Below are 23663 nucleotides of genomic sequence, written 5' to 3' on the forward strand. Positions count from 1 at the left end.
CGTCCTGATGACGTGCTTTTTTTGTCCTTATTCTGTGCACTTTTTCGAGGCATCCCTACAAGTACGTAAGCCAAAACCAACAAAATCCTCTAACCGAACCAATCCTCTTTTACAGGTTGTTTTGCGAACGCTGTTAGAGATATAATAATACAAGTTAACATCCAATCGCGTGTACTATGACTGATCCTTTATTACCGAACATACTGCAATTTATCGGGCAGATTGACCCATTCGATAAAATTCCAAAATCAGCACTACGTGATCTGGCATCGCATGTAAAGATCATCTACCTTGGAAAAGGCGAAGTCATCGATCAATGTGTGACAGGTGAAGAGAAATCCCTCTACATCATTCGAACCGGCTCTATGGAACAGAGAAAAACGGATGGCATTCTACGCGCGAAGTTAGGTCCTGAAGACATTTTCGGCTTTACTTTTCTTGGAAGCCACATTGATAGCAGTAAAGGTTATCGTGCGATTGCGATTGAAAATTCTCTTGTGTATGTCATTCCCAACTCTGCCCTAAAACAATTGTTTAAAGCTCACCCAGAGTGTGCCGAGCACTTTGCGTCTCAAGTTCAAGTTAGATTGAAATCTGCGCTGGATGTCGTGTGGTCAAATAAAGAAAAAGGCTTATTCGTTCGCCGCGTAGACGAGGTTGCTAGCGCTCGTGTTGCTACCGTGAAAGCCGAACACTCGATACAAACTGTCGCTAATGAAATGCTCACCAAGTGTTCACCTTGCGCCGTCGTTTATGAGGACGACAAAATCGTTGGCTTGATTACCGACCGTGACATGACTAAACGTGTCATCGCACAAGGCGTTAGTACTGACCGCCCTATTTCTGACGTCATGACGCACGATCCGCAAACCATCAAACCGGATGATCTTGTCTTGCATGCCGCATCTATAATGATGCAACACAATATTCGCAACTTACCGTTAGTTGAGAACAACAAAGTCGTTGGCGTGTTAACCACGACACATCTTGTACAAAATCACCGTGTGCAAGCTATCTTCCTGATTGAAAAAATCAAATACGCTGGTAGTGTGGCATCTCTTTCAAGCTTTACGCCGGAACGCCAAGCAATCTTTGAAGCACTCGTTGAGGGGCACGTTTCACCAGAAGCCATCGGCAAAGTGATGACCATGATCATGGATGCCTATACACGCCGTTTAATTCAAATTGCCATAGATAAGCTTGGGCCTCCACCTTGTGACTTCTCCTGGATTGTAGCTGGTTCCCATGCTCGCAATGAAGTCCACATGTTATCTGACCAAGACAGTGCGATTGTGCTTGCTGACCATGCAACAGAAAACGACCGGATTTACTTTAAGCATCTTGCAATGATCGTCACTAATGGTTTGGCCAGTTGTGATTACCCTTTGTGCCCAGGCAAGTTCATGGCAGCAACACCAAAGTGGTGCCAAACACTGAGTGTCTGGAAGAGGTACTACAAAAAGTGGGTGGCAAACCCAGAATACGAACGCTTACTGAACATCAGTGTATTTTTGGAAATCCGAACACTGCATGGTAATAGAGACTACGAACGCATCTTACGAGATGAGCTGCACACGAATATTCGCAGCAATCGCGAATTCCTATCGATGTTGGTCAATGATGCCGTCAATACCAACCCGCCATTAGGTATCTTCAACAGCCTGGTTTTAGAAAAGTCCGGCGAGAACAAAAAAACGTTAGATGTGAAGAAGTACGCCATCAACCTGATCATAGACTTAGCGCGAATCTATGGTTTGGCGGTCGAATGTGATTTAACTGCGACCGACGAGCGTTTCAAAGCGGCAAATGAAGCGGGAGTGCTGAGTGAAGATGCTTACAAAAACATTCTGAATGCGTACCAGTTCATCTTATCTTTTCGTTTTGGACATCAATTAGAGGCACTTAAGCGAGGTGAAGAGCCAAATAACCACATCGACCCAAATACCTTTGGTAGCTTTGAACGCCAGCACTTGAAAGACGCATTCCGTATTATTGCAGACTTACAGGAAGCGGCAAAAGTACGCTTTGGGAGCCGCTAATGAAGCGAATCTTAGCGCGCTTTCATCCCTGCTCGCGCCTGAATAGAAAACGCGAGCAATACGCAAAACAGACAACGATGCCAGACTACATCAGAGCGTTGGTTCAAACACCACATTTGGACGCTACACAATACGCTCAGGACGCTGACTATATCGTGCTGGATTTAGAAACTACAGGGTTAGACAGCGAAGAGGATTTGATCTTATCGATTGGTTGGGTAGACATCACTAAAGGCAAAGTGGATCTTGCCACTAGCCAACATATGTACATCAACAGTGATTCACAGATCAAACCAGAAACGGCCGTCATCAACCACATTACACCTCAGATGCTTTCCGAGGGTGTTTCTATCCATGATGCAATGCGCACGTTCTTCCATGCTGCAAAAGGCAAGATCTTAGTTGCTCACGCTTGTGTCGTTGAAACTAAGTTCATTAGTCAATACCTACATCGAGTATTTAAGCTCAGCGAACCACCTTTGATTTGGATCGACACGATGTGTATTGAAAAACACCTCCAAAAAGCGCTCAACCCGCGTGACGAAATCGATGTCACCCTCTCTGCGACACGCGCACGCTATGGTTTACCCGAATACAATGGTCACAATGCACTAGTCGATGCGGTTGCCACGGCAGAATTATTGTTGGCGCAAAAAACTCGAATTACCCCTCAAGGACAAACCACCATCGGTACCCTTTATCGACTGAGTCTCTAATTTACGAGCAATACACCCTTATGAAAAAAACTGATGTTTCTAGCGCCATTTTGCTCTTAGTGGCGGCAAATTTGGTTGCGTCACTCTCTGACGTGTCATTAAAAATGTTAAATGGCGAAGTTCCCACTTTTCAATACGTCTTTATTCGTCAATTTATTAGCTTACTCCTATTGTTACCGCTTTGGTTTCGTTTAGAAAAACGAGAACGTCAAATGGGTTGCGATTGGATCACGTTTTGGCGAGCTCAGTTAATCCTGCTTGGCAGTGCTTGTGCCATGGTCGCGATTACACACTTACCACTGGCGACAGCGAATGCCATCTTCTATGTAGGTCCATTGCTCGTGCTACCACTCTCCGTCATATTTTTAAAAGAGCTGCCTTCAAAAGGAAAAGTGATTGGCACATTAGTGGGCTTTGGCGGGGTGCTGATCGTTTTACGGCCTGAACACTTTCACTGGGCAGCAGTGATTGCATTAGGCAGTGCGCTTGCTATCGGAGCAGGGAATGTTCTGATTCGTCGAATGCCACAGAACCAACCTTTAGTATGTACTTTATTTTGGACCACGCTTATGACGCTGCCGATTGCTTTGGTACTCGCTTACCCTCAATGGCAATCCATCACTTGGCAGCACTTAATGTGGATTGTCGCGATTAATCTCTTTGTCCTGGCATATCATGCACTAGTCGTAAAAGCATTTAAGCGTGCACCAGCAAGCCAAATCGCTTTAGCGGAATATTCAGGATTAGCATTTGTCACCCTATTTGGTGTCATGTGGTTTGATGAAATTCCAGATTTATTCACTGCGGTTGGCATTCTGTTAATTGTATTACCAATGATGCCAATCAAATGGGGACGATTATTCAAGGGGAAACGAGCCAAGAAACGCGCTTTGGCTTAAGAAATATATCCTCCTCTACTTCATTCTAATCGTCATTTCATTAAGACATTCATTAAAACATTCATTAAAACAAGAGTAGCCAGCGATTTCGCTGGCTACTAAAACTTGAACCTAAAATGGCAACGACTGACTTAGAAACTGTACGTGATGCCGACACGACTACGTAGCTGACGTGATGCTTTATCATCGCACGAGCTATTGCATTGAACGTTACCGAACTCTACGTATGGACGCCAATCCCAACCTTGCTCTTTGTAACCAATTTTCACGTTGTAATCCCACTCGTATTTGCCGTCTCTGTTACCCACTTTCCATTCATCATTAAAGAAGTCTTCTTTATAGTTGGCTTCAAAACCAAATTGCCAAGCATTCCAATTGTAATCAATATTACCGGTAATCTTGCTCGCATTTAACGAATCATGTTGCTTTCCGTCACGGCCCTCTGCGCTCTTACCTGAGGCATAGTTTCGAAATTCATGACGGTAGCGCAGTTTCGTAGTAATACCAGAATCAAATTTGTATTGAACACGAACTTGTGGTTTGTACGTTACCGCCTCATTACCAAATGTGATTGGCATTGAGGTTGTTATACGCCAGTTTTCATCGAGTTTAAAATGGTAACCGTACTCAAATTCACTATCACCACGTTGAAGTTCACTTAGATTACCAGTGTGCTTCATCTCTACGCCGTAATAGTGGTTACCAGTGCTGCCACCAATTTTTACACGACCCGCCCATTCCTCGGAATCGTGTTTATATTCCTCACGAATATCGAGAGATGCAGCTGAAAGGCTGCCAGCAAAAAGGGTTGTCGCAATCGCTAAAGCAATATGTTTTTTAGATGTCATAGGAATGTTCCACTGTAAATAAATGGGGTTCAAAGTGGCGACGCCAATTCACGCCGCCCTTTTAAGGTTTTATTGTTTTGGGTAAAGCAATTCGATATCACGCTGCGCCCAAACTTCTGCCAAGTGTTTCTTCACTGTGAAGTGGCTAAAGTCGGTTTCTGTTGCCAGTTTCACCCACTCGGGTTTTTCCATCGCCACACCAGCTTTTAGGTAAATCGGTGTCATGCGCTCTACGCGGCGTGGGTTGTCCTTTGCGGTGTAAGGCCAGTCAGACGCAGGGTCTTGATAAGTCGCCATTAGCTGAATACCTTGCGCTAATGAGCCACCTTTCTTGTTCTCGTAGTGCCATAGATCGATGCCCACCTTGTCACCGATTTGAGCGATGCCGACCAATGGATCTAGGCTGAAATAGTGATAGTGATAAGCCCGAGTACGTTCGATTTCATGAGGTTGAGAGCCGTCTTTTTCGAACTGGGTATCTACACGCATCTTGCCCTTTTGAACCATCTGCTTTGCTAGAGGCTCATTACCTAAGAAGTAAGCAATACTCGCGACTTGGAAGTCATACCAAGTGCCGTGATTGTTTGCCGCTGCAGCTTCACCTTTTGGACCACCTGAGAGGTCATCTATGATCAACCAATCTAGGTATTCGCCGTACCATTGTGTGATTTTCTGCTCATCTTTATCTGTCCAAGCAGGAGAAAGCGATAGGATTGCGATTGAATCCAACATGCGATCAGCCAGAGTACGCGTATCAATAATGCCGCCACGACGACCTTCTGCACGACCAGGGACACCCTGACCGTAATTTACGTTCGGGTTCATCTTAGTTTCGTCATTCATAAACCAAGTACGAACGTACTCGATACCTTGTTTTGCGTACTTCTCGTCTTGGCTGAAATAGTAAGCCAAAGCCAGAGCACGAACAGAGCGCGTAAAGTGACCAATACGTTTTGAGTCAGTTTCAGCGGTTTTCGATGCAGGGTTGGTTTTGCCATCGTGGCGAATCCAAGGAAGGCCGTCTTCTTTCGATTCGTCTGGCCACCAGTAAGGGCTGATACTCATGTAGTCATTTTTACTGCCACTCGGAGGCGTCATGCCTTTGTCAGCCACAGAAAAAGGGCCATCTTTCATCGCCAGTTCTGCTTCTTCAATCAGACGGTTGTACGCATCTTTCATTGAATCACTAGCCTTATCAGACTGTAAAACGGTGCGGTTTTGCTCCAGTGTGGCTTGATCAAGGAACACGAAATCCGCAGCAAGAGAATGAGCACTAAAAAGAACGGCGCTGAGGCAGGTAGCAAGATGTAGAGGTCGTAGGGTTTTCATTATTATCGGCCTTTAGTTTTGAGTTAAAATACTACAAATATACTAACTAGCCGATGTTGAGGGTTCTGTGAATTAGATCTAATTGTATGACTTATTACGTCGATAAAACTTTGTTACAAATATAGCACCAACAACTAAGCTTTTGATTAATATATAATTAACTAAAAATAGCTCATCATGCCGCTCTGAAGATTAAGTTAAAATTGTGCTCTATCGCATATTTTTACACCAAATCTATGCATTTTAATTTGTAATACAATAAAATCATTTCAAGTTTTTGAGATTAAGGCGGATGAAATACATAGCTCATCGCTTTGAGGTTGAAGACGTGATTATTAGAAGCTCTAAACGACAGGCATAAGTAAAACGGCACAGATTAAGTAGTTCACAGCGAAGCAGATAACCATCATAACTGCCAAGCATTTATGAATAACGATCCCCCAACGTAGATTGTTGCCGTTGCTCCCTTATCATAACAATACTTTACAGGGCCTAGCTTTGTTGAACTTTGCATTGATTGTCGAAGATCTTACCGTGTAACGTGCTTAGCAACATTGAGAGATATACCCCTCGAGTATCTTTCAGCTACATCCAGAACCTCGTTTCACTGTTCTATTGCAATCCAGCAGAGCCCTTGGCTCAAACGGTACTAACACCGTTTTTCGCCCACGCATTACAGGCATGCTGTGGGCGTTTTTTTATCTAAAAATCATACAAAACAGCCTCATATCAACGGTTTCGACCTGAATTCTATTTCCTGATACCAACTTGAATGCACGCAATTTCACCATGCAATATTTGTAGTCAACCAACTGAAATAAGAAACGTGCACGAAATAAGGATAATGCTCGCAGGTCCAGAGCTCGTTATTTTGAGTGCAATGTCAATATCCGATCTCGATCACTTGTATGATTATTCAAAGTTACCATTTCGCATTACATATCACGATTTTGAGTTATTGTACTACAAATGAGCAAACTGGTAGTTAGTATTACCTCAAACATTAAATAACTATCAAAAAGGTCTAAAGATGGAACTCAATACCCTGATTGTAGGCATCTACTTCCTATTCTTGATTGCAATAGGTTGGATGTTCAGAACATTTACAAGTACCACCAGTGACTACTTCCGAGGTGGCGGTAGCATGCTTTGGTGGATGGTGGGTGCAACTGCATTTATGACACAGTTCAGTGCATGGACATTTACTGGTGCCGCAGGCAAAGCGTATGCAGATGGTTTCGCAGTTGCTGTCATCTTTCTAGCAAACGCGTTCGGCTATCTAATGAACTACTTATACTTCGCACCAAAATTCCGACAACTGCGTGTTGTCACAGTAATTGAAGCAATTAGGATGCGTTTCGGTAAGTTCAATGAGCAAGTGTTCACTTGGTCTGGCATGCCAAACAGCGTGATTTCTGCGGGAATCTGGTTGAATGGTTTAGCGATCATCGCTTCAGGAATCTTTGGCTTTGACATGACAACCACAATCATTGTCACCGGCCTTGTCGTGTTAGTGATGTCAGTGACAGGTGGCTCATGGGCGGTTATTGCTTCTGACTTCATGCAGATGGTAATCATCATGGCGGTAACGGTAACGTGTGCTGTTGTTGCTATCGTTCAAGGAGGTGGTGTTACGGAAATCATGAATAACTTCCCTGTCGAAGAGGGCGCATCATTTGTTTCTGGCAACAATTTAAACTACCTCAGTATCTTCGGAATTTGGGCATTCTTTATCTTCTTCAAGCAGTTCAGTATCACCAATAACATGTTGAACTCTTACCGTTATCTTGCAGCAAAAGACTCAAAAAATGCCAAAAAAGCGGCTTTATTAGCATGTATCTTAATGACAATTGGACCAATGATTTGGTTTATGCCATCTTGGTTTATCGCAGGTCAAGGTATTGATCTTGCTGCGCAATACCCAGACGCAGGCTCTAAAGCCGGTGATTTTGCGTACCTCTATTTTGTCCAAGAATACATGCCAGCAGGTATGGTTGGTCTACTGATTGCCGCTATGTTTGCCGCAACGATGTCCTCTATGGACTCAGGTCTAAACCGTAACTCAGGTATCTTTGTTAAGAACTTCTACGAACCAATTCTGCGTCCTCAAGCGACAGAAAAAGAGCTAGTCGTAGTGTCTAAACTCACGTCGACTTTCTTTGGGATTGCCATCATCCTAGTTGCTCTATTCATCAACTCGCTTAAAGGGCTTAGCCTGTTCGACACCATGATGTACGTTGGCGCACTGATCGGGTTCCCAATGACCATCCCAGCTTTCTGTGGCTTCTTTATTAAAAAGACACCAGATTGGGCTGGCTGGGGCACGCTCGTTGTGGGCGGTATCGTTTCTTACTTCGTCGGCTTTGTTATCACCGCAGAAATGGTGCAAAACTGGTTCAATCTAGAACCACTAACTGGCCGCGAGTGGTCTGACTTGAAAGTCGCTATTGGCCTGATCGCGCACCTTGTCTTCACCGCAGGCTTCTTTGTTATGTCAACTCTATTCTACAAACCTCTTTCAGAGGAACGTCAAAAGAACGTAGATAAGTTCTTTGAGAATCTAGCAACACCGCTTGTTGCTGAATCAACAGAACAAAAGAAGCTGGACAACAAACAACGCCGAATGCTTGGTTCACTGATTGCAGTCGCAGGTGTTGGTGTTATGACTATGTTTGTTCTACCTAACCCTATGTGGGGACGCCTAATCTTCGTCTTCTGCGGTGTGATTGTACTTGCTGTTGGTCTACTGCTAGTGAAAGCGGTTGACGACAAAATTGAGCAAGCTTCAGAAACCATAACAGAAAGCTAATTTCTACCAATGAAGCGGTGCATTCAGCCGCTTCATTCTTTCCTTATTCTCAACACTTATAGATTTGCTTTTTTGTTAAGTCCATTGCTTTAAAACATTAAATAACCAACGAATTTAACAAAGAAATAATCATACAAACAAATGAAAATGTATAATCAATTTTAATTATTGTAACGACAACAAAAACAGTTTATTCGATAATAAAAAACATCGGTATCAATTTAAATAATTGATTTCATTCCATTTAAATCAAAGATTTCTACAATGCCTATCTTGTGAAATTTAAGTGAATAGAAATTGTCGATTTTCAGTATTAATCATCCCATCACATATTTGAGTTATTGTAGTACAAATAAAAAATTCAACGGATATTATAAGTGCCAGAAATCAATGACTATGAGAAGGTCGAAAAATGGAACTCAATACCCTGATTGTTGGCATCTATTTCCTATTCCTCATTGCGATAGGCTGGATGTTTAGAACGTTTACAAGTACCACAAGTGACTACTTCCGTGGGGGCGGCAACATGCTGTGGTGGATGGTAGGCGCAACGGCGTTTATGACCCAGTTCAGTGCATGGACATTTACTGGTGCAGCAGGTAAAGCGTACACCGATGGTTTCGCAGTAGCGACTATCTTCCTAGCGAATGCATTCGGTTACTTGATGAACTACCTATACTTCGCTCCGAAATTCCGCCAGCTACGCGTTATCACACCGATTGATGCAATTCGCATGCGCTTTGGTCGCTTTAACGAGCAAGTATTCACATGGTCCGGCATGCCAAGCAGCGTTATTTCTGCGGGTATCTGGCTGAATGGTTTAGCGATCATCGCATCGGGCATTTTCGGTTTCGATATGACGACCACCATTTGGATCACGGGTTTAGTGGTACTGATGATGTCCGTAACAGGTGGCTCTTGGGCGGTTATCGCATCTGATTTTATGCAGATGGTCATCATCATGGCAGTTACGGTTACGTGTGCTGTGGTAGCAGTAGTAAAAGGGGGCGGGATTACGGAAATCATTGCGAACTTCCCTGTTCAAGAAAACGGGTCTTTCGTAACGGGTAACAACCTGAACTACCTCAGTATTTTTGGTATCTGGGCAGTGTTCATTTTCTTAAAGCAGTTCTCTATCAACAACAACATGTTGAACTGCCACCGTTATCTCGCGGCAAAAGACTCTAAGAACGCGAAGAAAGCCGCATTGCTTGCGTGTGTACTAATGACAGTGGGCGTATTTATTTGGTTTACCCCATCTTGGTTCATTGCTAGCCAAGGTGTTGACCTAGCAGCGCACTACCCAGAAGCAGGCTCAAAAGCAGGTGATTTTGCTTACTTGTACTTTGTTGAGCAATACATGCCAGCGGGCATGGTTGGTCTGCTGATTTCAGCGATGTTTGCAGCGACGATGTCATCAATGGACTCAGGTTTAAACCGTAACTCAGGCATCTTCGTGATGAACTTCTACTTGCCGATCTTGCGCCCGAACGCGACAGAAAAAGAGCTGATGATTGTATCGAAAATCACCTCTACTTTCTTCGGCATCGCGATCATCTTGATTGCTCTGTTCATCAACTCGCTAAAAGGTCTGAGCCTGTTCGACACCATGATGTACGTTGGCGCGTTGATTGGCTTCCCAATGACCATCCCTGCGTTCTGTGGCTTCTTCATCAAGAGAACGCCGGACTGGGCTGGCTGGGGCACATTGGTAGTAGGTGGCATCGTGTCTTACACGGTTGGTTTTGTCATCACACCAGAAATGGTTCAAAACTGGTTTGATCTTCAACCTCTAACAGGTCGCGAATGGTCAGATCTAAAAGTTGCGGTTGGTTTGATTGGTCACTTGGTATTTACCGCAGGCTTCTTTGCTCTGTCGACACTGTTCTACAAACCACTTGAAGATAAACGCCAACAAGACGTTGATCGCTTCTTCAATAACTTAGCAACACCGTTAGTTTCTGACTCAACGGAACAGAAAAAACTGGATAACAAACAACGCCAAATGTTGGGTTCGTTAATCGCGGTTTCGGGTGTGGGTGTGATGGCGATGTTCTTACTGCCTAACCCATTCTGGGGACGCATGATTTTCGTGTTCTGTGGTGTGATTGTTCTTGGCGTCGGCGTGGCGCTGATGAGAGCAGTCGATGGCAACGCAGAACGCGCTTCTAAGGAGACTCCGGTAACGGAGAACTCATAATGAGAAACAAGCGGTTGAGTATTCAACCGCTTTTTGTGCTTCTACAAAGAGATAAATTATGAAAAAAACAATGCTTGCTGGCGTGGTTGCCGCGTCCATTTCTGCCCTAACCCTAGTAGGTTGTAACACTTCACCTTCTCAAACCACGGAAGCTGCGGCTCCCGCTGTTGTTGAAACCGCAGTGAACGACATCACTCGCGATTACTTGCTTGCTACGGATCGCTTGAATACCGTAGATGGCGGCACACTTGAAGTGCAATCCGCAGGAGCCGTGCAAGCATTGAAACAACAAATGGAGAATGCCGAAGACAGTACAACAATTACGATTCCCGCGGGTAAATACGCGGATCTTGAGATAGTCACGGTAAAAGCCCACGACATTACCATTAGGGCAGAGCAACCTGGTAGCGTTTGGCTAACAGGTTTGGCTCAGCTTCGCCTTGAAGGTAACAACATCACTGTCGACGGTTTGGTGTTTACCAAAGGCGGCCCAGCTGAACGTTTCGGTGGCGTGCGTATGATGGGTAACAACAACACGTTACAAAACTCTACGTTCTACTACTTCAATCACGCTTACGAATACCAACCGGACGAGCGTCGCTCTGAATACCCGAAATACTTGTGGGTTTCACTTTGGGGTAAAGATGGCAAAGTGATCAATAACCGTTTTGAGGGTAAGCAAAAGCGCGGCACGTTAATTGGTGTACAAAAAGACGACACACCAGATAATCACCTTATTGCTAACAACATTTTCTTGGACCAGAAACCAAACCAGTTCAATGAATTCGACATCAAAGAAGCAATTCGCTACAACGGCAACAGTTGGGAAGCGATTCGAATTGGTGACTCTAAATCTTCTCAATGGGCATCAAACTCTAAGTTCACCAACAACTTGATGATTGATATGGATGGTGAGCGTGAGCTGATTTCGATTAAGTCAGGCGGCAATGAAATCTCTGGCAACACCATCTTTGAAAGTGCGTCTCTGATTTCTCTTCGTCACGGTAAAGCGAATGTGGTGAAAGACAACGTGATTCTGGGCAACGAAAAACTGCTTACTGGCGGTATGCGTATTTACGATGAAGACCACGTGATTGAGAATAACTACATCACTGGTACGCGCGGTCGTGATGGCAAGATTGAAGGCAATGCAGATCTACGTGGCGGCATCGTGATCAATACCGGCATCATTGATGTAGCAAACGGCGAGAAGCTCAACCAAGCGGTGAAAGGCAAAGAGCTCAACAAACAATGGACACCAAAGAACATCACCATTCGCAATAACACCCTTGTGGATACGGAATGGGGCATTGTCTACGGCAACCAAACGCACCGTGTGAGCCTGTTCAACAACAGTGAAGTGAAGAACATTTTCACTGGTGTGGACGTTCACTTCGATAGCAACGTGGTTGATAACCACCAGCAAGAGCAATTCGTGAGTGTACGCGCGACAGAAGAGTTGCCGCTGGTGAATCCTACCTACAACAACGAAGTATATGTCGGCGCGGTGACGAACGCAGAGCAAATCGCTTCTTACTCGGTAGAGCTACCAGAAAACGAGCAAGTGAAAGGCTTTACCCAATACCAAGGCGTTGGTGCGGATACGAGCAAGCTATCTGTGGTAACGGCGGAAACAGCGGGTCCTGATTACCTTCTTTCAAACGCTCAAAAGTAATTTTGCTTTAGAGTTTACTTCCAGTCTGGTGATACATGCCAGACTGGTTTCCCTCTCCTTTCACCAGTAACCCCACAATAACTGAAGAAAATTTCACCCCCTACTGTCTCCCAAGATTGAGTTGTGGTTTAATTGTATGACAATTATAAAACGCTTTTCTTTTGCTGCGGATACACTCATGGATGCTGTTTTACATCAGTTGCAATTCTCATTGTCGATCACGGGTCCCATCTGTTTAATGCTGGTATTGGGCGTAATCTTCAAGCGCATTGGGCTTATCAACGACAACTTTATCGAAGTCGGTTCTAAACTGGTGTTTCAGGTCACGCTACCTGCGATGTTGTTCTTGAGTATCGTCGTCTCTGAACATGACTTTTCAGCAGCTAGCGGCTTCGTCAATTACGGCATTGTTGCCAGCATCGCGTTTTTCATCTTCACCTATGTTTCCGTCAAACTGTTCTTCAAATCGTCACCCGACCAAGGCGTTTTAATCCAAGGCGGCTTTCGCGCCAATACGGGCATCATCGGCATTGCGTATGTAGCGAATGCTTACGGCTCTCAAGGCGTGGCTCTGGCTGCGCTTTATGTTGCGGTGACCACCTTTATCTATAACGTGCAAGCCGTGATTTGTTTGTCTCCAAAAGGGGAAACGTCTGGATCTCAAGCCGCCAAAATGATGGTGAGAACCTTAACCCGCAACCCACTGATCATCGCGATTGTCTCTGGCATGGTGTTCTACCTTCTGTCTATCCCAGTTCCGGATGTAGCGATTGATGCGGGTAATTATCTGTCGAAGATGACGCTTCCCCTCGCCCTTTTGTGTACAGGTGGTTCACTCGATTTAAGTTTGATGAAGAAAGAGAAAGGACCGTCTTGGTTTGCTAGCAGCTACAAACTGATCGTTGCCCCTATCGTAATTACCACCGGCGCATATTTAGTCGGATTTAGAGGGATTGAGCTTGGCATTCTGTTCTTTATGAACGCTTCTCCAGTTGCAGCGGCAAGTTATGTTATGGCACGTTCGATGGGTGGTAACTCTGTCTTAGCAGCGAACATCATCGCTCTAACCACCGTGCTTTCCACGGTGACTGGTACCCTAGGTATTGTGATTTTAAAAACGTATGGATTAATATAAGTCTTTGTTCGGGTGAGACATCGTGACTATATTTATCTATACATGGTTCGCCAATGTCATCTTTCTTACTAAACGGAAGAACTCTGTCGATTCTTTATCAGATAAGCATGAAAAAAAGTCTTTTTGTAATTGGTTCATAATCCGATGCACTTTTCTTACTTCTTCTGTTCCCTCTTGAGTTAGAGTCAGAATTTTGAGCCGTTGGTTCGCTTCACTTTTTGATACTTGAACAAACCCACGCTTTTCTAAGTTATCAACCATACGTTTCGCAACACTGCGTTCAGTGAGAACCGCATCCGCTAGTTCTTGTTGGCTCATTGGCTGAAATTCTTCCAGCGCTGCCAATGCACTTGCCATTTCTAAAGTAATCAAGTTTTGGCGTGACAATTCTGATTGAGCACGATTTCGGTACATCCGCTGCATCACACCACAGACGAACATTGGGCTTTGATCCAAAATAGAGATCGGAGAAATCTTCTTTTCTTTCATGTTTGCCTATTCTGTTTTCGGCTTAGTGTTTATTTGGGCACTCCTGCGTTGGCAAGAGGTTCCTGACTGCGTTCATTCGTCGCTTTCGGGAATGACGATAAGCATAACCGAGAGAGCAACACCCCGTCATTCCGACGAACCTAAGCGAGATCAGCAATCTAATTGCCACACGCTCTCACTCAATAGTTCACATCAAGTTACAGCACTCGGTGAGCAGATTCTGAATCACGCTCGTCCCTCGCTGTTCAGAATGACGTAAAATTAAACCTCAAACGCAAACTATCCAATTGAATCCAAAAATAAAGGACGCCGAAACGTCCTTTTCTTGTGCTTATTAGCAATAGTATAACTTAGTCTATTGAGCTAAGCCTTACTCTTGGCTCACAGCAGGCTGTGAATTAGATGCCATTTGTTCTTTTTGTGCTTCTTTCTGCGCGCGGCGATCAAACAAACGCTCTACCACAACAAAGAACACCGGAACGAAGAAGATACCCAGTATCGTGGCACTGATCATACCGCCCAGTACACCTGTACCTACTGCGTTTTGACCCGCTGAGCCAACCCCTGAACTGATTGCAAGTGGCACAACACCTAGACCAAATGCAAGCGAAGTCATGATGATTGGACGCAGACGAACACGTACTGCATGTAACGTCGCTTCAATAAGACCTGCACCTTTTTCATAGTATTCTTTCGCAAATTCTACGATAAGGATCGCGTTCTTCGTCGCTAGACCAACGGTAGTCAACAAGCTCACTTGGAAGAATACGTCGTTGTCCATGCCACGTCCCATCACCGCAAGTACGGCACCAAGAACACCCAAAGGCACAACCAATACTACCGCCAGTGGCACTGACCAACTTTCGTACAATGCAGCAAGTACAAGGAAGACAACCAGAATCGACAAACCGTATAGCATTGGCGCTTGGTTACCAGACAGGCGTTCTTCATAAGAAATGCCGTTCCAGTTAACCGTAAAGCCTACAGGCAGTTGCTGAACCATTGCTTCGATTTCTTCCATCGCTTCACCAGTACTCACGCCTGGCGCGGCACCACCTTGAATGTTCATTGCTGGCAAGCCATTGAAACGTTGTAGCTGTGGTGAGCCATATGTCCATTCACCGGTTGCAAACGCAGAGAATGGTACCATTTCACCTTGTGCGTTACGAACGTACCATGAGTTGAAATCTTCAGGCTGCATGCGATGCTCAGCATCACTTTGCACCATCACTTTCTTCACTCGGCCACGGTCGATGTAATCGTTAATGTAAGCACCACCCCATGCAGATGACAGGATTTGGTTTACGTCATTAATGCTTACATCCAATGCACTGAGCTTGACGTGATCAATATGAACTTGATACATCGGCGCATCAGCCTGACCATTTGGACGAACACCCACAAGCTTCGGATTTTGCGCGGCCATACCAAGTAATTGGTATTGAGCAGCAACAAGCGCATCATGGCCTAAGCCACGTGAATCTTGTAGGTAGAAGTCAAAGCCCGTTGAGTTACCCAACTCCTGAATCGCTGGTGGCGAGAATGCGAACACCATTGCTTCTTTGATGGTTGAGAAGTACCCCATTGCACGGCCAGTCAGCGATGCAGCGTCAGAACCTGGAGCTTCACGTTCAGACCAGTCTTTTAGACCGATAAATGCCATACCCATGTTTTGACCTTGGCCCGCAAAACTAAAGCCTGCAACTGAGAACACCGACTGAACGTTGTCTTTCTCTTGCTCCAAGAAGTAGGTACGCACTTTATCTAGTGTCTTTTCTGTCTGCTCTTGTGTTGAGTTCGGTGGCAAAATCGCCATCGAGAACACCGTACCTTGGTCTTCATCTGGCAAGAATGATGTCGGTAGGTTTGAGAACAACCAGCCGGCACCCACACTCATTGCTAGGAAAACCATCAGCATACGACCAGTACGCTTAAGCATCTTCGCGACACCAGCTTCATAGCCCGACGTCATCGAATCAAACTTACGGTTGAACCAACCAAAGAAGCCTTTTTTCTCAGAGAACTCCGCATCGCCTTTTTTCAATAAGCTTGCACACAGAGCCGGGGTAAGGATGATCGCAACCAATACCGACAACGTCATTGCCGCCACGATAGTGATCGAGAACTGGCGGTAGATAACCCCCGTTGAACCCGACATAAATGCCATCGGTACAAACACCGCAGAAAGCGTTAAACCAACACCAACCAATGCGCCCGTAATTTGGCCCATCGATTTCTTAGTTGCTTCTTTCGGCTCTAGCCCGTCTTCATGCATAACACGCTCAACGTTTTCAACCACAACGATCGCATCATCCACCAGCAGGCCGATCGCAAGTACCATCGCAAACATGGTTAACGTGTTGACACTAAAGCCCGTCGCGTAAAGCACCGCAAATGTACCTAGCAATACCACAGGAACCGCAATCGTAGGAATCAACGTTGCACGGAAGTTCTGTAAGAACAGGTACATGATCAAAAATACCAGTACCACCGCCTCTAACAAAGTTTTCACTACTTCTTTAATAGACGCTTCCACAAATGGTGTCGTTTGGAATGGATACGCAATCTTTAGACCCTCTGGGAACGTTTCGCTGATCTGGCCCAAACGCTCTTTGACCGCTTCTGCCGTTTCTAACGCGTTAGCGCCAGTACCAAGAGAGATACCCAAACCTGCGGCTGGGAAGCCGTTGTATTGACCATTAATGTCATAGCTTTCTGCGCCACGTTCTACACGAGCAACGTCTTTTAGATATACGTTCGAACCATTTGCTTCTGACTTAAGAATAATGTTCTTAAACTCAGCTTCACTGGTTAGACGGCTTGCCGATGAGATCGTCGCGTTAAGCAATTGACCAGTTTGTGCCGGAGCTGCGCCAAGTTGACCAGAAGACACTTGAGCGTTTTGTGCACGGATCGCGTTCGCAACATCAATCGCTGTTAGGTTAAATTGCGTCAATTTGAACGGGTCTAGCCATATGCGCATCGCATATTGAGAGCCAAACGCCTGAACCTGACCCACACCGCTTACACGACTGATTGGATCTTGAATATTAGTGACAACAAAATCACCGATGTCATTACCGGTAAACTCTGGATCTTCAGAGTAAACGGCCACTACCATCAAGAATGAGGTGTTCGATTTGTTCACCACAATACCTTGACTTTGTACTTCCATTGGAAGTGAAGTCATGGCCAATTGCAGTTTGTTTTGCACCTGAACCTGCGCGATGTCTGGATCAGCTTCGCTATCAAACGTCAGCGTAATCGTTGCGTTACCAAACGCATCACTGCTTGAGTTCAAGTAACGTAGGTAATCAAGACCCGTCATGTTCTGCTCAATAACCTGAGTTACCGAGTCTTCAACTGTTTTTGCAGACGCACCGGGGTAACGAGCATTAATTGAGATCGTCGTAGGTGACACCGTTGGGTATTGCGACACTGGCAAGTTGAACAGTGACATTACACCGGCCAACATAGTCAAGATCGCAAGTACCCATGCAAATACAGGGCGATCAATAAAGAAACGAGCCATGATTATACCTGCTGACCTGCTTGAATCGTTACAGGGCTACCTGGACGCACTTTTTGGATTCCCGTAGTAATCACTTTATCGCCAGGTTTCAGGCCATCTGTAATGCGCCATTGGTTATTGATTGACTCCGCCGTCGTAACTGGGGTAACAGAAACTTTATTGTCGACACCGACAGTCAATACAGACGCTTTGCCCGTAGAGTCACGCGTCACGGTATTTTGAGGAATTAGGATGGCATCAGGATCAACACCTAATGTCACCGTTGCACGTACAAACATACCAGGTAGCAACAAACCGTCTGGATTCGCAAACTCAGCGCGTAGCGTTACACTACCGGTGCTTTCATCTACGTTAACTTCGGTAAATTTCATGATACCTTTGTGCGCATACGTTGAGCCATCTTCCAGTTTCAGGGTGACCTGTGCAGACTGATCTTCTTGTAGTTGGCCTTGTGATAGTGCCGACTTCAAACGAAGCAACTGAGAAGACGATTGAACGATGTCCACATTGATCGGATCAAGTTGCTGGATTGTCGTCAGTGTTGCCGCTTGGTTAGCCGTCACAAGTGCACCTGCAGTCACATTCGATTTGCTGATCACACCACCGATTGGCGCTTTAACTTGTGCGTACGACAAGTTGATCTTCGCTGTGTTAATTCTTGCTTTTGCTACTAGCACTTGTGCTTTTGCTTCTTTGTAAGCCGCTTCTGCTTCATCTAAGTCTTGTTGGCTGATTGATTTCTTCGTGATCAAAGCACGGTAACGCTTCACCGTTGAATGCGTAGATTCTGCTGCCGCTTGCGCGCGGATGAGCTCCGCTTCAGCACTCAGTAAATCCGCTTGGAATGTCGAATCATCAATCTGGTATAGAGATTGGCCTTTCTTAACCACGCCACCCTCTACAAAATTACGCTCAGAGATGATGCCCGTTACCTGTGGGCGAACTTCTGCTTCCATATAAGCACGACTGCGGCCTGGTAGTTCAACCGTAAGTGCTTGACGAACAGGTTCTACTGTCATTACCGTCACTTCTTGTGTCGGCGCCGGTCCCATCTGGGCTTGGTCCTCTTGACTCTGCTCACATCCAACCAACAGTAGGCTAGAAGCGATGAGCAGAGATAGCGTAGTTCTACGTGTCATGAAACTTCTCTCTTGTGTATATACGCGAGCCCAATATAAAGGCCTGCAAAATTAGTCGGGATAATAGTGACTAGATGTTGTACATACAACAAAATTTACCGCTCTTTACGATAGATAAAACTGTTTGTACCAAAGCTGCTATTGATGTCTCAAAGAGCACTTATTTTTATTGGTAATTTTTCCATTCTGTGAACACAGAAAACATGATTTTTCGTAATAAAAACGGCATAAATTTCTAGACAAATTCAAGCAACTAGTAACAACCCAAAGGAACGATAAGTACCGGCAATACCATGCATTCAGAGTACAAGCCCACTCAATACAATAAAGCCAATGTGATATGCAAAAGCGACATTGAAACAAAGATATTTTGTAACAATTTGCATTGATTTATCACTTCAACTGCTTATAATCCGCCCTCCCCTAAAAACCCCGAAATACAAAATCAATTTGTTATGTGTATCGACAATATTCTAGTGCTAGGGAATTTTACTTGGGACAGGACGACTCATTACTTAAAACCACTGGTTCAAAATGATCACAGTGAAGACCCAAAAACGCTTACCAACAAGCAGAAAGCACTGCTCTCGTGCCTGGTTGACGCGCATCCAAACACTATAAGCAACACTGAGATTATCAAGAAAGTTTGGGGCAATGAGCATATCTCTCAAGAGAGTTTACCTCAGCTCATTAACCGCACTCGGCGAGTACTAGAAGATAACCAAAAAAACATTCTGGTGAACAAACCAGGTATTGGCTACTCACTTAACTTTGAGTTTGCGCCAAAAACTCTGGCTGACAATAACGTAGAAAGTCTACCGCCGCAGCCACAGAGCCAAGGCGTGAAAAAGAGTCACAGTAATCGGTGGCGCGCTGTGGCTTTAGTACTCACGCTCGTCACCGTGTTTAATGTTTGGCATACCGCCCAAGCGCTCTACTATAAAATGGATTTCGAGCGTGTTCTCCATGCAAGCCCTTACTCAGAGATTAAAAAGGATGAGAACGGCAACGTAATCGTAACCATTGATAACCATGAATGCATTTACCACAAAGATCAGCTCCTTCTGCAATGCCCATAAAATTTTGCTCATGGTGTTAGTTCTGATACTTAATGTCGCCTTATTGCTTGCTGAACAGACAATATCCGTCAAGCTCTTTGGCAAAGTAGAAGCGCTCAATCATCGTTGGACAAACTATACAGAGCTGCATCAAAATTATATTCAATCGAAAATCCATTACTCGCGATTAGGTGCATCCGAACTGGACTATAAAACGCATTGTTACCATTATGAGTACTCTAAATCCAAAGGGCGAGATTACCTTGTTCTCGGAACTGATAAACCCGTAATGGTTCGACATAACCGAGTGTATTACCTTGATGAGCAATGCAGCCTGACTTTCAGCGGCATCGCTAAAATGACCTTAAAAAATGTCACTCTCCGATGTTTGTTCTAATGCTGTCGCTTTTTTACATTACGATTGCTTTACGTCATGTAAAAAAGCCCGCATCACAGATATGGGCCTTTGAGCATAAAAATTGATTTCAAACTACGCTTTTTTCACAAATTGTGCGGTCACCATCATCTCGCCGGCCCCATCAACTTTACAATCAAGTTGATGATCTTTGCCCTCTTTGATTCGACGAATGACCGCTTTTGTCCCTATTTTTAGAATCAAAGAACTGCCTTTTACTTTCAAGTCTTTTGCCAAAGTCACTTTATCCCCCTCTCGCAGAAGAACTCCGTTGGCATCTTTAACATTTACTGTTTCTTCTTCATCTGCTTGTATTGGATTCCATTCATAAGCACACTCTGGGCAAACAAGTTGATTTTGTTCTGGATAAACATATTCAGAATGACAATTTGGGCAAGGTGGTAATACCATAATAAACGTTCAGTTTGTGAGTTTTCATTCATGGTAAACGCTATCAAAAATAATTGATAGTTGTTGTGTAAGCTTCAGAAAATAAAGGGCTAATTATCTAAACTGTTAACCAATGAAACAAACTTAGTTAGATCGGCTAAGTATTGATTCCAAGCAAAAAAAAGACCAATCTTTCGAGTGGTCTTAAATATTGATTGGAGATTACGCTGAATTAGTTTAATACAGTGCGAATGTAATCCACGATGTTTTGATCTTGTGCGTTTTCAAATAGACATTGTTGGAAACGCTCACCGCCACACGCTGTTTTTACTAGTTCAACATCGATAGACTTCAACGCTTCTAAGTAATCTTTGCCAACAGCTGCTTTCACATCATTCAAAATGGCTGCGTTTTGCTGTTGAGGTACAGCACGCTCTACTGGGTAACCTTGACCACGTTCACAGCCAGACATCATCACTTTTTCAAAGATGCCGCGCACATTGAGTTCCGCTGCCCAACCAAAGTTTTTAGCAAACGCAAGAGATAGCGCGTTACCATTGTTGATTTGTGTAAATAGGAAAGCATCCGACGGCTCAAGTGCATAACCACACACAACGTTTGAGTGAGCGTTACAAGCCATCAAAGCACCTTGACCAGTGCCACAGCCTGTGAATACAAAATCCACTGCTTTTGCAGCAAGCAAAACAGACGCTTGGATACCTAGGTGAATATAGGTTAGGTGGTGATCTTCTGCGTCACACATACCTACGTTAAATACTTCGTCACCACTTTGAGCAGCAACATGACGTAGTTCGTTTAAAATGATTTCATTTTTAGCCGCTTGGCTATTTTCCATGGTTAAAGCAATTTTCATATTTTTCTCTATCGATTTTCGAGCCTTTTCAGATAGCTCGTCAACAAACGCCGACAATCAAAAGCAGCCAGATCTTCCGCTCGACCCTAACCATCTGACGTATAAACAAAATACGTTGCGGCGGCATCATCAGCGAATAAAACTTCCTGCAAGATATACAACTTTCACTTAGTTTACATCAGGCGCATTACGTGAATAATCATCGGCTAAAACCTTTCGCATTGCAACCTATCTGGGTCACAAAAACAAGATAACGAAAGATAAGGAAATTAAATGAAAACTAACGGACATGATCATCATTTGCATGATCAGTAAATCTACAGTTCAAACGTGATACTACAAACGAACTTTCATAAATAGAGTTCCGTTTTTTATCACTAATGCTTGCACCATAATGTTTACGTTGATTACCACACATCCAACATGAACAGACACACGGAGTCGATATACAAAGCCCTAGCAAACGCTTAGAGCTATTTGCAGCTTTGCCCCAGTACATTTTTCTATTACTCTTCAGTCTTTCCGCATGATGTCGACGTATGGATCGTTTTACATTTTTCATGATTTACTCCCGAATAAGGTTTTATTCGAGTGGTCACTCTTTCGAATGACCGCCTCAACCTGAATCGAGAGAGCTTAAATAAATTCATTTTGCCCCCAGCGTGCCAACGCTAGTTTTATAGCGTCGTAAACAAATACATTTTAGTTTTAAGTAATCTGATTTAATGAAAGTGCTTCTAACTGACAAAATTTGCATATTTACTTTATCAATAAACACCATAGATATACTTAGTGCTACGAAATATTGACCTAATGATCGATACCTAAATACCTTTCAGCACAACCATGACAATGGGTATCCGAATGCATAGTACCTGCAGGAAAGTAGTCATTACATTTAATGCAAAAGCCAAAGTACTTGATATCAGATAATAGCCTTTCAATCTCTTGGTCTAAATCAAAAAGTTCAATACAAGCATCTAGAGTCTTAGCTGTTATCCAGTTTGCTATTGGTTCATGAGGTCCATGCCATTCTACTGTACATACTTGCAAAACGAGCTTTTTATTTCCTCGCTTTATCCTTATAAATCCTTTGTATCTCTGATTCATAATTGTTCCTTTTCTTAACGACACTCTCTTGAATCAAGTGGTATTTTTTATAAAACAAGCAGTAAAAATGATAAGAACTGAGAATCCAATTGAAATAATGATTATGCATAACATGGCACACTAAAGAAATGTACAATTATTCTATTGACCCGTCTATAGGGTTAGGGTTCAAGATGCGCATTCGGTCAAACAATGGAGCATATATGCTAACTGTCACTCAAATCGCTAAACAGTTCGGAATATCTCGTACTACTGTTTTGTATTACGAAAAAGAAAAACTATTGATACCAGCTTTTCGTTCTGAGAATGGATATCGTTGGTATGGCGAAAAAGAGATTAAACGCTTGGAAGCGATCACCTCCTATCGCTCATACGGGGTGCCAGTTTCTAGTATTCGCACATTAATAGACCGAGATGGAGAGTCTCAAGCCCAGATATTGAAAGATCACTTCAATGAACTGGAAAGAGAAATCCAAAACCTACGAGCACAGCAGAAAGCTGTCGTTCTATTGCTTCAAGAACCAAGTTTATTAGAGGAAAAGATTGTGAATAAAGAACGCTGGGTAGAAATCATGGTTGCCGCTGGATTCACTGACACTGATATGGTCAAGTGGCATCAAAAGTTTGAGGAACTTGAACCTAATGAGCACCAGAAATTTCTTGAATCTTTAGGCATTTCTGGTGAAGAAATCGCTAAAATTCGAGCTCTATAAAGTAAAAATAGCCTCAAGGAAGAGGCTGTTGTACAGAGCGCCATGCATTGGGAACCTAGCTGAAACGCTTTGTATGTACGTTCCAATGATTGTATTTAAGTTTATTTAGGATTTGTTTGAGTTCATGAGTTATAAAACGAGTAAAGCCCCTAGGAATTTCTAGGAGCTTGAATGTAGCAGTGAGTGAGGACGGCGAACCACAACGGTAAACTATTAATATTAAAAGAATAAACGGAGTTTGAAAAATAATTTATCCTCATATTTATACTTTTTAGCCTTTGCTACACAAGTCA

Annotated in this window: 17 protein-coding genes; 9 read left to right on the plus strand and 8 right to left on the minus strand. The window is 43.9% G+C overall.

The window, feature by feature from the left end:
* The first annotated feature begins 176 nt into the window (after nt 1-176).
* The 3 genes from VA249_RS09045 to VA249_RS09055 are packed head-to-tail and all read left to right on the plus strand — an operon-like array spanning nt 177 to nt 3654.
* Complete coding sequence (locus VA249_RS09045) at nt 177-2039, plus strand: putative nucleotidyltransferase substrate binding domain-containing protein (RefSeq protein ID WP_221067749.1); 1863 nt, start codon at nt 177-179, stop codon at nt 2037-2039.
* Entirely contained in the window at nt 2039-2755 is a 717-nt protein-coding gene (locus VA249_RS09050) for a 3'-5' exonuclease (protein ID WP_221067750.1), read from the plus strand. Before VA249_RS09045 ends, VA249_RS09050 begins: the two co-directional genes overlap by 1 nt.
* 20 nt (nt 2756-2775) lie before the next feature.
* Nucleotides 2776-3654: a DMT family transporter gene (locus VA249_RS09055; RefSeq protein WP_221067751.1), complete on the plus strand. Its 879-nt coding sequence runs from the start codon at nt 2776-2778 to the stop codon at nt 3652-3654.
* A gap of 131 nt (nt 3655-3785) precedes the next feature.
* On the opposite strand, the gene VA249_RS09060 is transcribed toward VA249_RS09055, so the two are convergent.
* Both VA249_RS09060 and VA249_RS09065 read right to left on the minus strand, forming a co-directional pair.
* Nucleotides 3786-4502 (minus strand): oligogalacturonate-specific porin KdgM family protein, encoded by a 717-nt coding sequence (locus VA249_RS09060; RefSeq protein WP_221067752.1) that lies wholly within the window; start codon nt 4500-4502, stop codon nt 3786-3788.
* A gap of 69 nt (nt 4503-4571) precedes the next feature.
* Nucleotides 4572-5831, minus strand: a complete 1260-nt coding sequence (locus VA249_RS09065) for an alginate lyase family protein (RefSeq protein WP_221067753.1) — start codon at nt 5829-5831, stop codon at nt 4572-4574.
* 1030 nt (nt 5832-6861) lie between these two features.
* Between VA249_RS09065 and VA249_RS09070 the strand changes: the two genes are divergently transcribed.
* The 4 genes from VA249_RS09070 to VA249_RS09085 all read left to right on the plus strand — a co-directional run bounded on the left by VA249_RS09070 (nt 6862) and on the right by VA249_RS09085 (nt 13650).
* Nucleotides 6862-8640 (plus strand): sodium:solute symporter family protein, encoded by a 1779-nt coding sequence (locus VA249_RS09070; protein ID WP_221067754.1) that lies wholly within the window; start codon nt 6862-6864, stop codon nt 8638-8640.
* Between the two features lie 412 nt (nt 8641-9052).
* Nucleotides 9053-10840 (plus strand): sodium:solute symporter family transporter, encoded by a 1788-nt coding sequence (locus VA249_RS09075; RefSeq protein WP_221067755.1) that lies wholly within the window; start codon nt 9053-9055, stop codon nt 10838-10840.
* Nucleotides 10841-10898: 58 nt separating this feature from the next.
* Complete coding sequence (locus tag VA249_RS09080; RefSeq protein WP_221067756.1) at nt 10899-12515, plus strand: polysaccharide lyase 6 family protein; 1617 nt, start codon at nt 10899-10901, stop codon at nt 12513-12515.
* A gap of 178 nt (nt 12516-12693) precedes the next feature.
* Entirely contained in the window at nt 12694-13650 is a 957-nt protein-coding gene (locus VA249_RS09085) for an AEC family transporter (protein WP_221069909.1), read from the plus strand.
* Between the two features lie 36 nt (nt 13651-13686).
* Here the strand turns inward: VA249_RS09085 and VA249_RS09090 are convergent, their stop codons facing one another.
* From VA249_RS09090 to VA249_RS09100, 3 genes are all read right to left on the minus strand, one after another.
* Entirely contained in the window at nt 13687-14139 is a 453-nt protein-coding gene (locus VA249_RS09090; RefSeq protein WP_221067757.1) for a MarR family winged helix-turn-helix transcriptional regulator, read from the minus strand.
* A 370-nt stretch (nt 14140-14509) separates the two neighbouring features.
* On the minus strand, nt 14510-17671 hold the full coding sequence (locus VA249_RS09095; protein ID WP_221067758.1) for an efflux RND transporter permease subunit: 3162 nt from the start codon (nt 17669-17671) through the stop codon (nt 14510-14512).
* Between the two features lie 2 nt (nt 17672-17673).
* Nucleotides 17674-18810: an efflux RND transporter periplasmic adaptor subunit gene (locus VA249_RS09100; protein ID WP_221067759.1), complete on the minus strand. Its 1137-nt coding sequence runs from the start codon at nt 18808-18810 to the stop codon at nt 17674-17676.
* A gap of 455 nt (nt 18811-19265) precedes the next feature.
* On the opposite strand from VA249_RS09100, the gene VA249_RS09105 reads away from it, so the two are divergent.
* Complete coding sequence (locus VA249_RS09105) at nt 19266-19889, plus strand: winged helix-turn-helix domain-containing protein (protein ID WP_221067760.1); 624 nt, start codon at nt 19266-19268, stop codon at nt 19887-19889.
* A 469-nt stretch (nt 19890-20358) separates the two neighbouring features.
* Here VA249_RS09105 and VA249_RS09110 read toward each other — a convergent pair whose 3' ends face one another.
* The 3 genes from VA249_RS09110 to VA249_RS09120 all read right to left on the minus strand — a co-directional run bounded on the left by VA249_RS09110 (nt 20359) and on the right by VA249_RS09120 (nt 22657).
* Nucleotides 20359-20694, minus strand: a complete 336-nt coding sequence (locus tag VA249_RS09110) for a zinc ribbon domain-containing protein YjdM (RefSeq protein ID WP_221067761.1) — start codon at nt 20692-20694, stop codon at nt 20359-20361.
* Nucleotides 20695-20905: 211 nt separating this feature from the next.
* Entirely contained in the window at nt 20906-21547 is a 642-nt protein-coding gene (locus VA249_RS09115; protein WP_221067762.1) for an RpiB/LacA/LacB family sugar-phosphate isomerase, read from the minus strand.
* A gap of 810 nt (nt 21548-22357) precedes the next feature.
* The gene (locus VA249_RS09120) at nt 22358-22657 is read right to left on the minus strand and encodes a hypothetical protein (RefSeq protein ID WP_221067763.1); all 300 of its coding nucleotides are present in this window, start codon (nt 22655-22657) and stop codon (nt 22358-22360) included.
* Between the two features lie 203 nt (nt 22658-22860).
* Here VA249_RS09120 and VA249_RS09125 point away from each other — a divergent pair, with 203 nt between their 5' ends.
* On the plus strand, nt 22861-23370 hold the full coding sequence (locus tag VA249_RS09125; RefSeq protein ID WP_221067764.1) for a MerR family transcriptional regulator: 510 nt from the start codon (nt 22861-22863) through the stop codon (nt 23368-23370).
* Nucleotides 23371-23663: the final 293 nt, after the last annotated feature.

It is taken from the genome of Vibrio alfacsensis, assembly GCF_019670485.1.
GTDB classification, from domain to species: Bacteria; Pseudomonadota; Gammaproteobacteria; order Enterobacterales; family Vibrionaceae; genus Vibrio; species Vibrio alfacsensis.

What these genes read in the sequence shown, in the direction of transcription:
- VA249_RS09105 (WP_221067760.1), top strand. Translation starts at nt 19,266, where the DNA reads ATGTGTATCGACAATATTCTAGTGCTAGGGAATTTTACTTGGGACAGG.
- VA249_RS09055 (WP_221067751.1), top strand. Translation starts at nt 2,776, where the DNA reads ATGAAAAAAACTGATGTTTCTAGCGCCATTTTGCTCTTAGTGGCGGCA.
- VA249_RS09120 (WP_221067763.1), bottom strand. Translation starts at nt 22,657, where the DNA reads ATGAATCAGAGATACAAAGGATTTATAAGGATAAAGCGAGGAAATAAA.
- VA249_RS09065 (WP_221067753.1), bottom strand. Translation starts at nt 5,831, where the DNA reads ATGAAAACCCTACGACCTCTACATCTTGCTACCTGCCTCAGCGCCGTT.
- VA249_RS09115 (WP_221067762.1), bottom strand. Translation starts at nt 21,547, where the DNA reads ATGAAAATTGCTTTAACCATGGAAAATAGCCAAGCGGCTAAAAATGAA.
- VA249_RS09110 (WP_221067761.1), bottom strand. Translation starts at nt 20,694, where the DNA reads ATGGTATTACCACCTTGCCCAAATTGTCATTCTGAATATGTTTATCCA.
- VA249_RS09080 (WP_221067756.1), top strand. Translation starts at nt 10,899, where the DNA reads ATGAAAAAAACAATGCTTGCTGGCGTGGTTGCCGCGTCCATTTCTGCC.
- VA249_RS09060 (WP_221067752.1), bottom strand. Translation starts at nt 4,502, where the DNA reads ATGACATCTAAAAAACATATTGCTTTAGCGATTGCGACAACCCTTTTT.
- VA249_RS09045 (WP_221067749.1), top strand. Translation starts at nt 177, where the DNA reads ATGACTGATCCTTTATTACCGAACATACTGCAATTTATCGGGCAGATT.
- VA249_RS09095 (WP_221067758.1), bottom strand. Translation starts at nt 17,671, where the DNA reads ATGGCTCGTTTCTTTATTGATCGCCCTGTATTTGCATGGGTACTTGCG.
- VA249_RS09125 (WP_221067764.1), top strand. Translation starts at nt 22,861, where the DNA reads ATGCTAACTGTCACTCAAATCGCTAAACAGTTCGGAATATCTCGTACT.
- VA249_RS09075 (WP_221067755.1), top strand. Translation starts at nt 9,053, where the DNA reads ATGGAACTCAATACCCTGATTGTTGGCATCTATTTCCTATTCCTCATT.
- VA249_RS09100 (WP_221067759.1), bottom strand. Translation starts at nt 18,810, where the DNA reads ATGACACGTAGAACTACGCTATCTCTGCTCATCGCTTCTAGCCTACTG.
- VA249_RS09090 (WP_221067757.1), bottom strand. Translation starts at nt 14,139, where the DNA reads ATGAAAGAAAAGAAGATTTCTCCGATCTCTATTTTGGATCAAAGCCCA.
- VA249_RS09085 (WP_221069909.1), top strand. Translation starts at nt 12,694, where the DNA reads ATGGATGCTGTTTTACATCAGTTGCAATTCTCATTGTCGATCACGGGT.
- VA249_RS09050 (WP_221067750.1), top strand. Translation starts at nt 2,039, where the DNA reads ATGAAGCGAATCTTAGCGCGCTTTCATCCCTGCTCGCGCCTGAATAGA.
- VA249_RS09070 (WP_221067754.1), top strand. Translation starts at nt 6,862, where the DNA reads ATGGAACTCAATACCCTGATTGTAGGCATCTACTTCCTATTCTTGATT.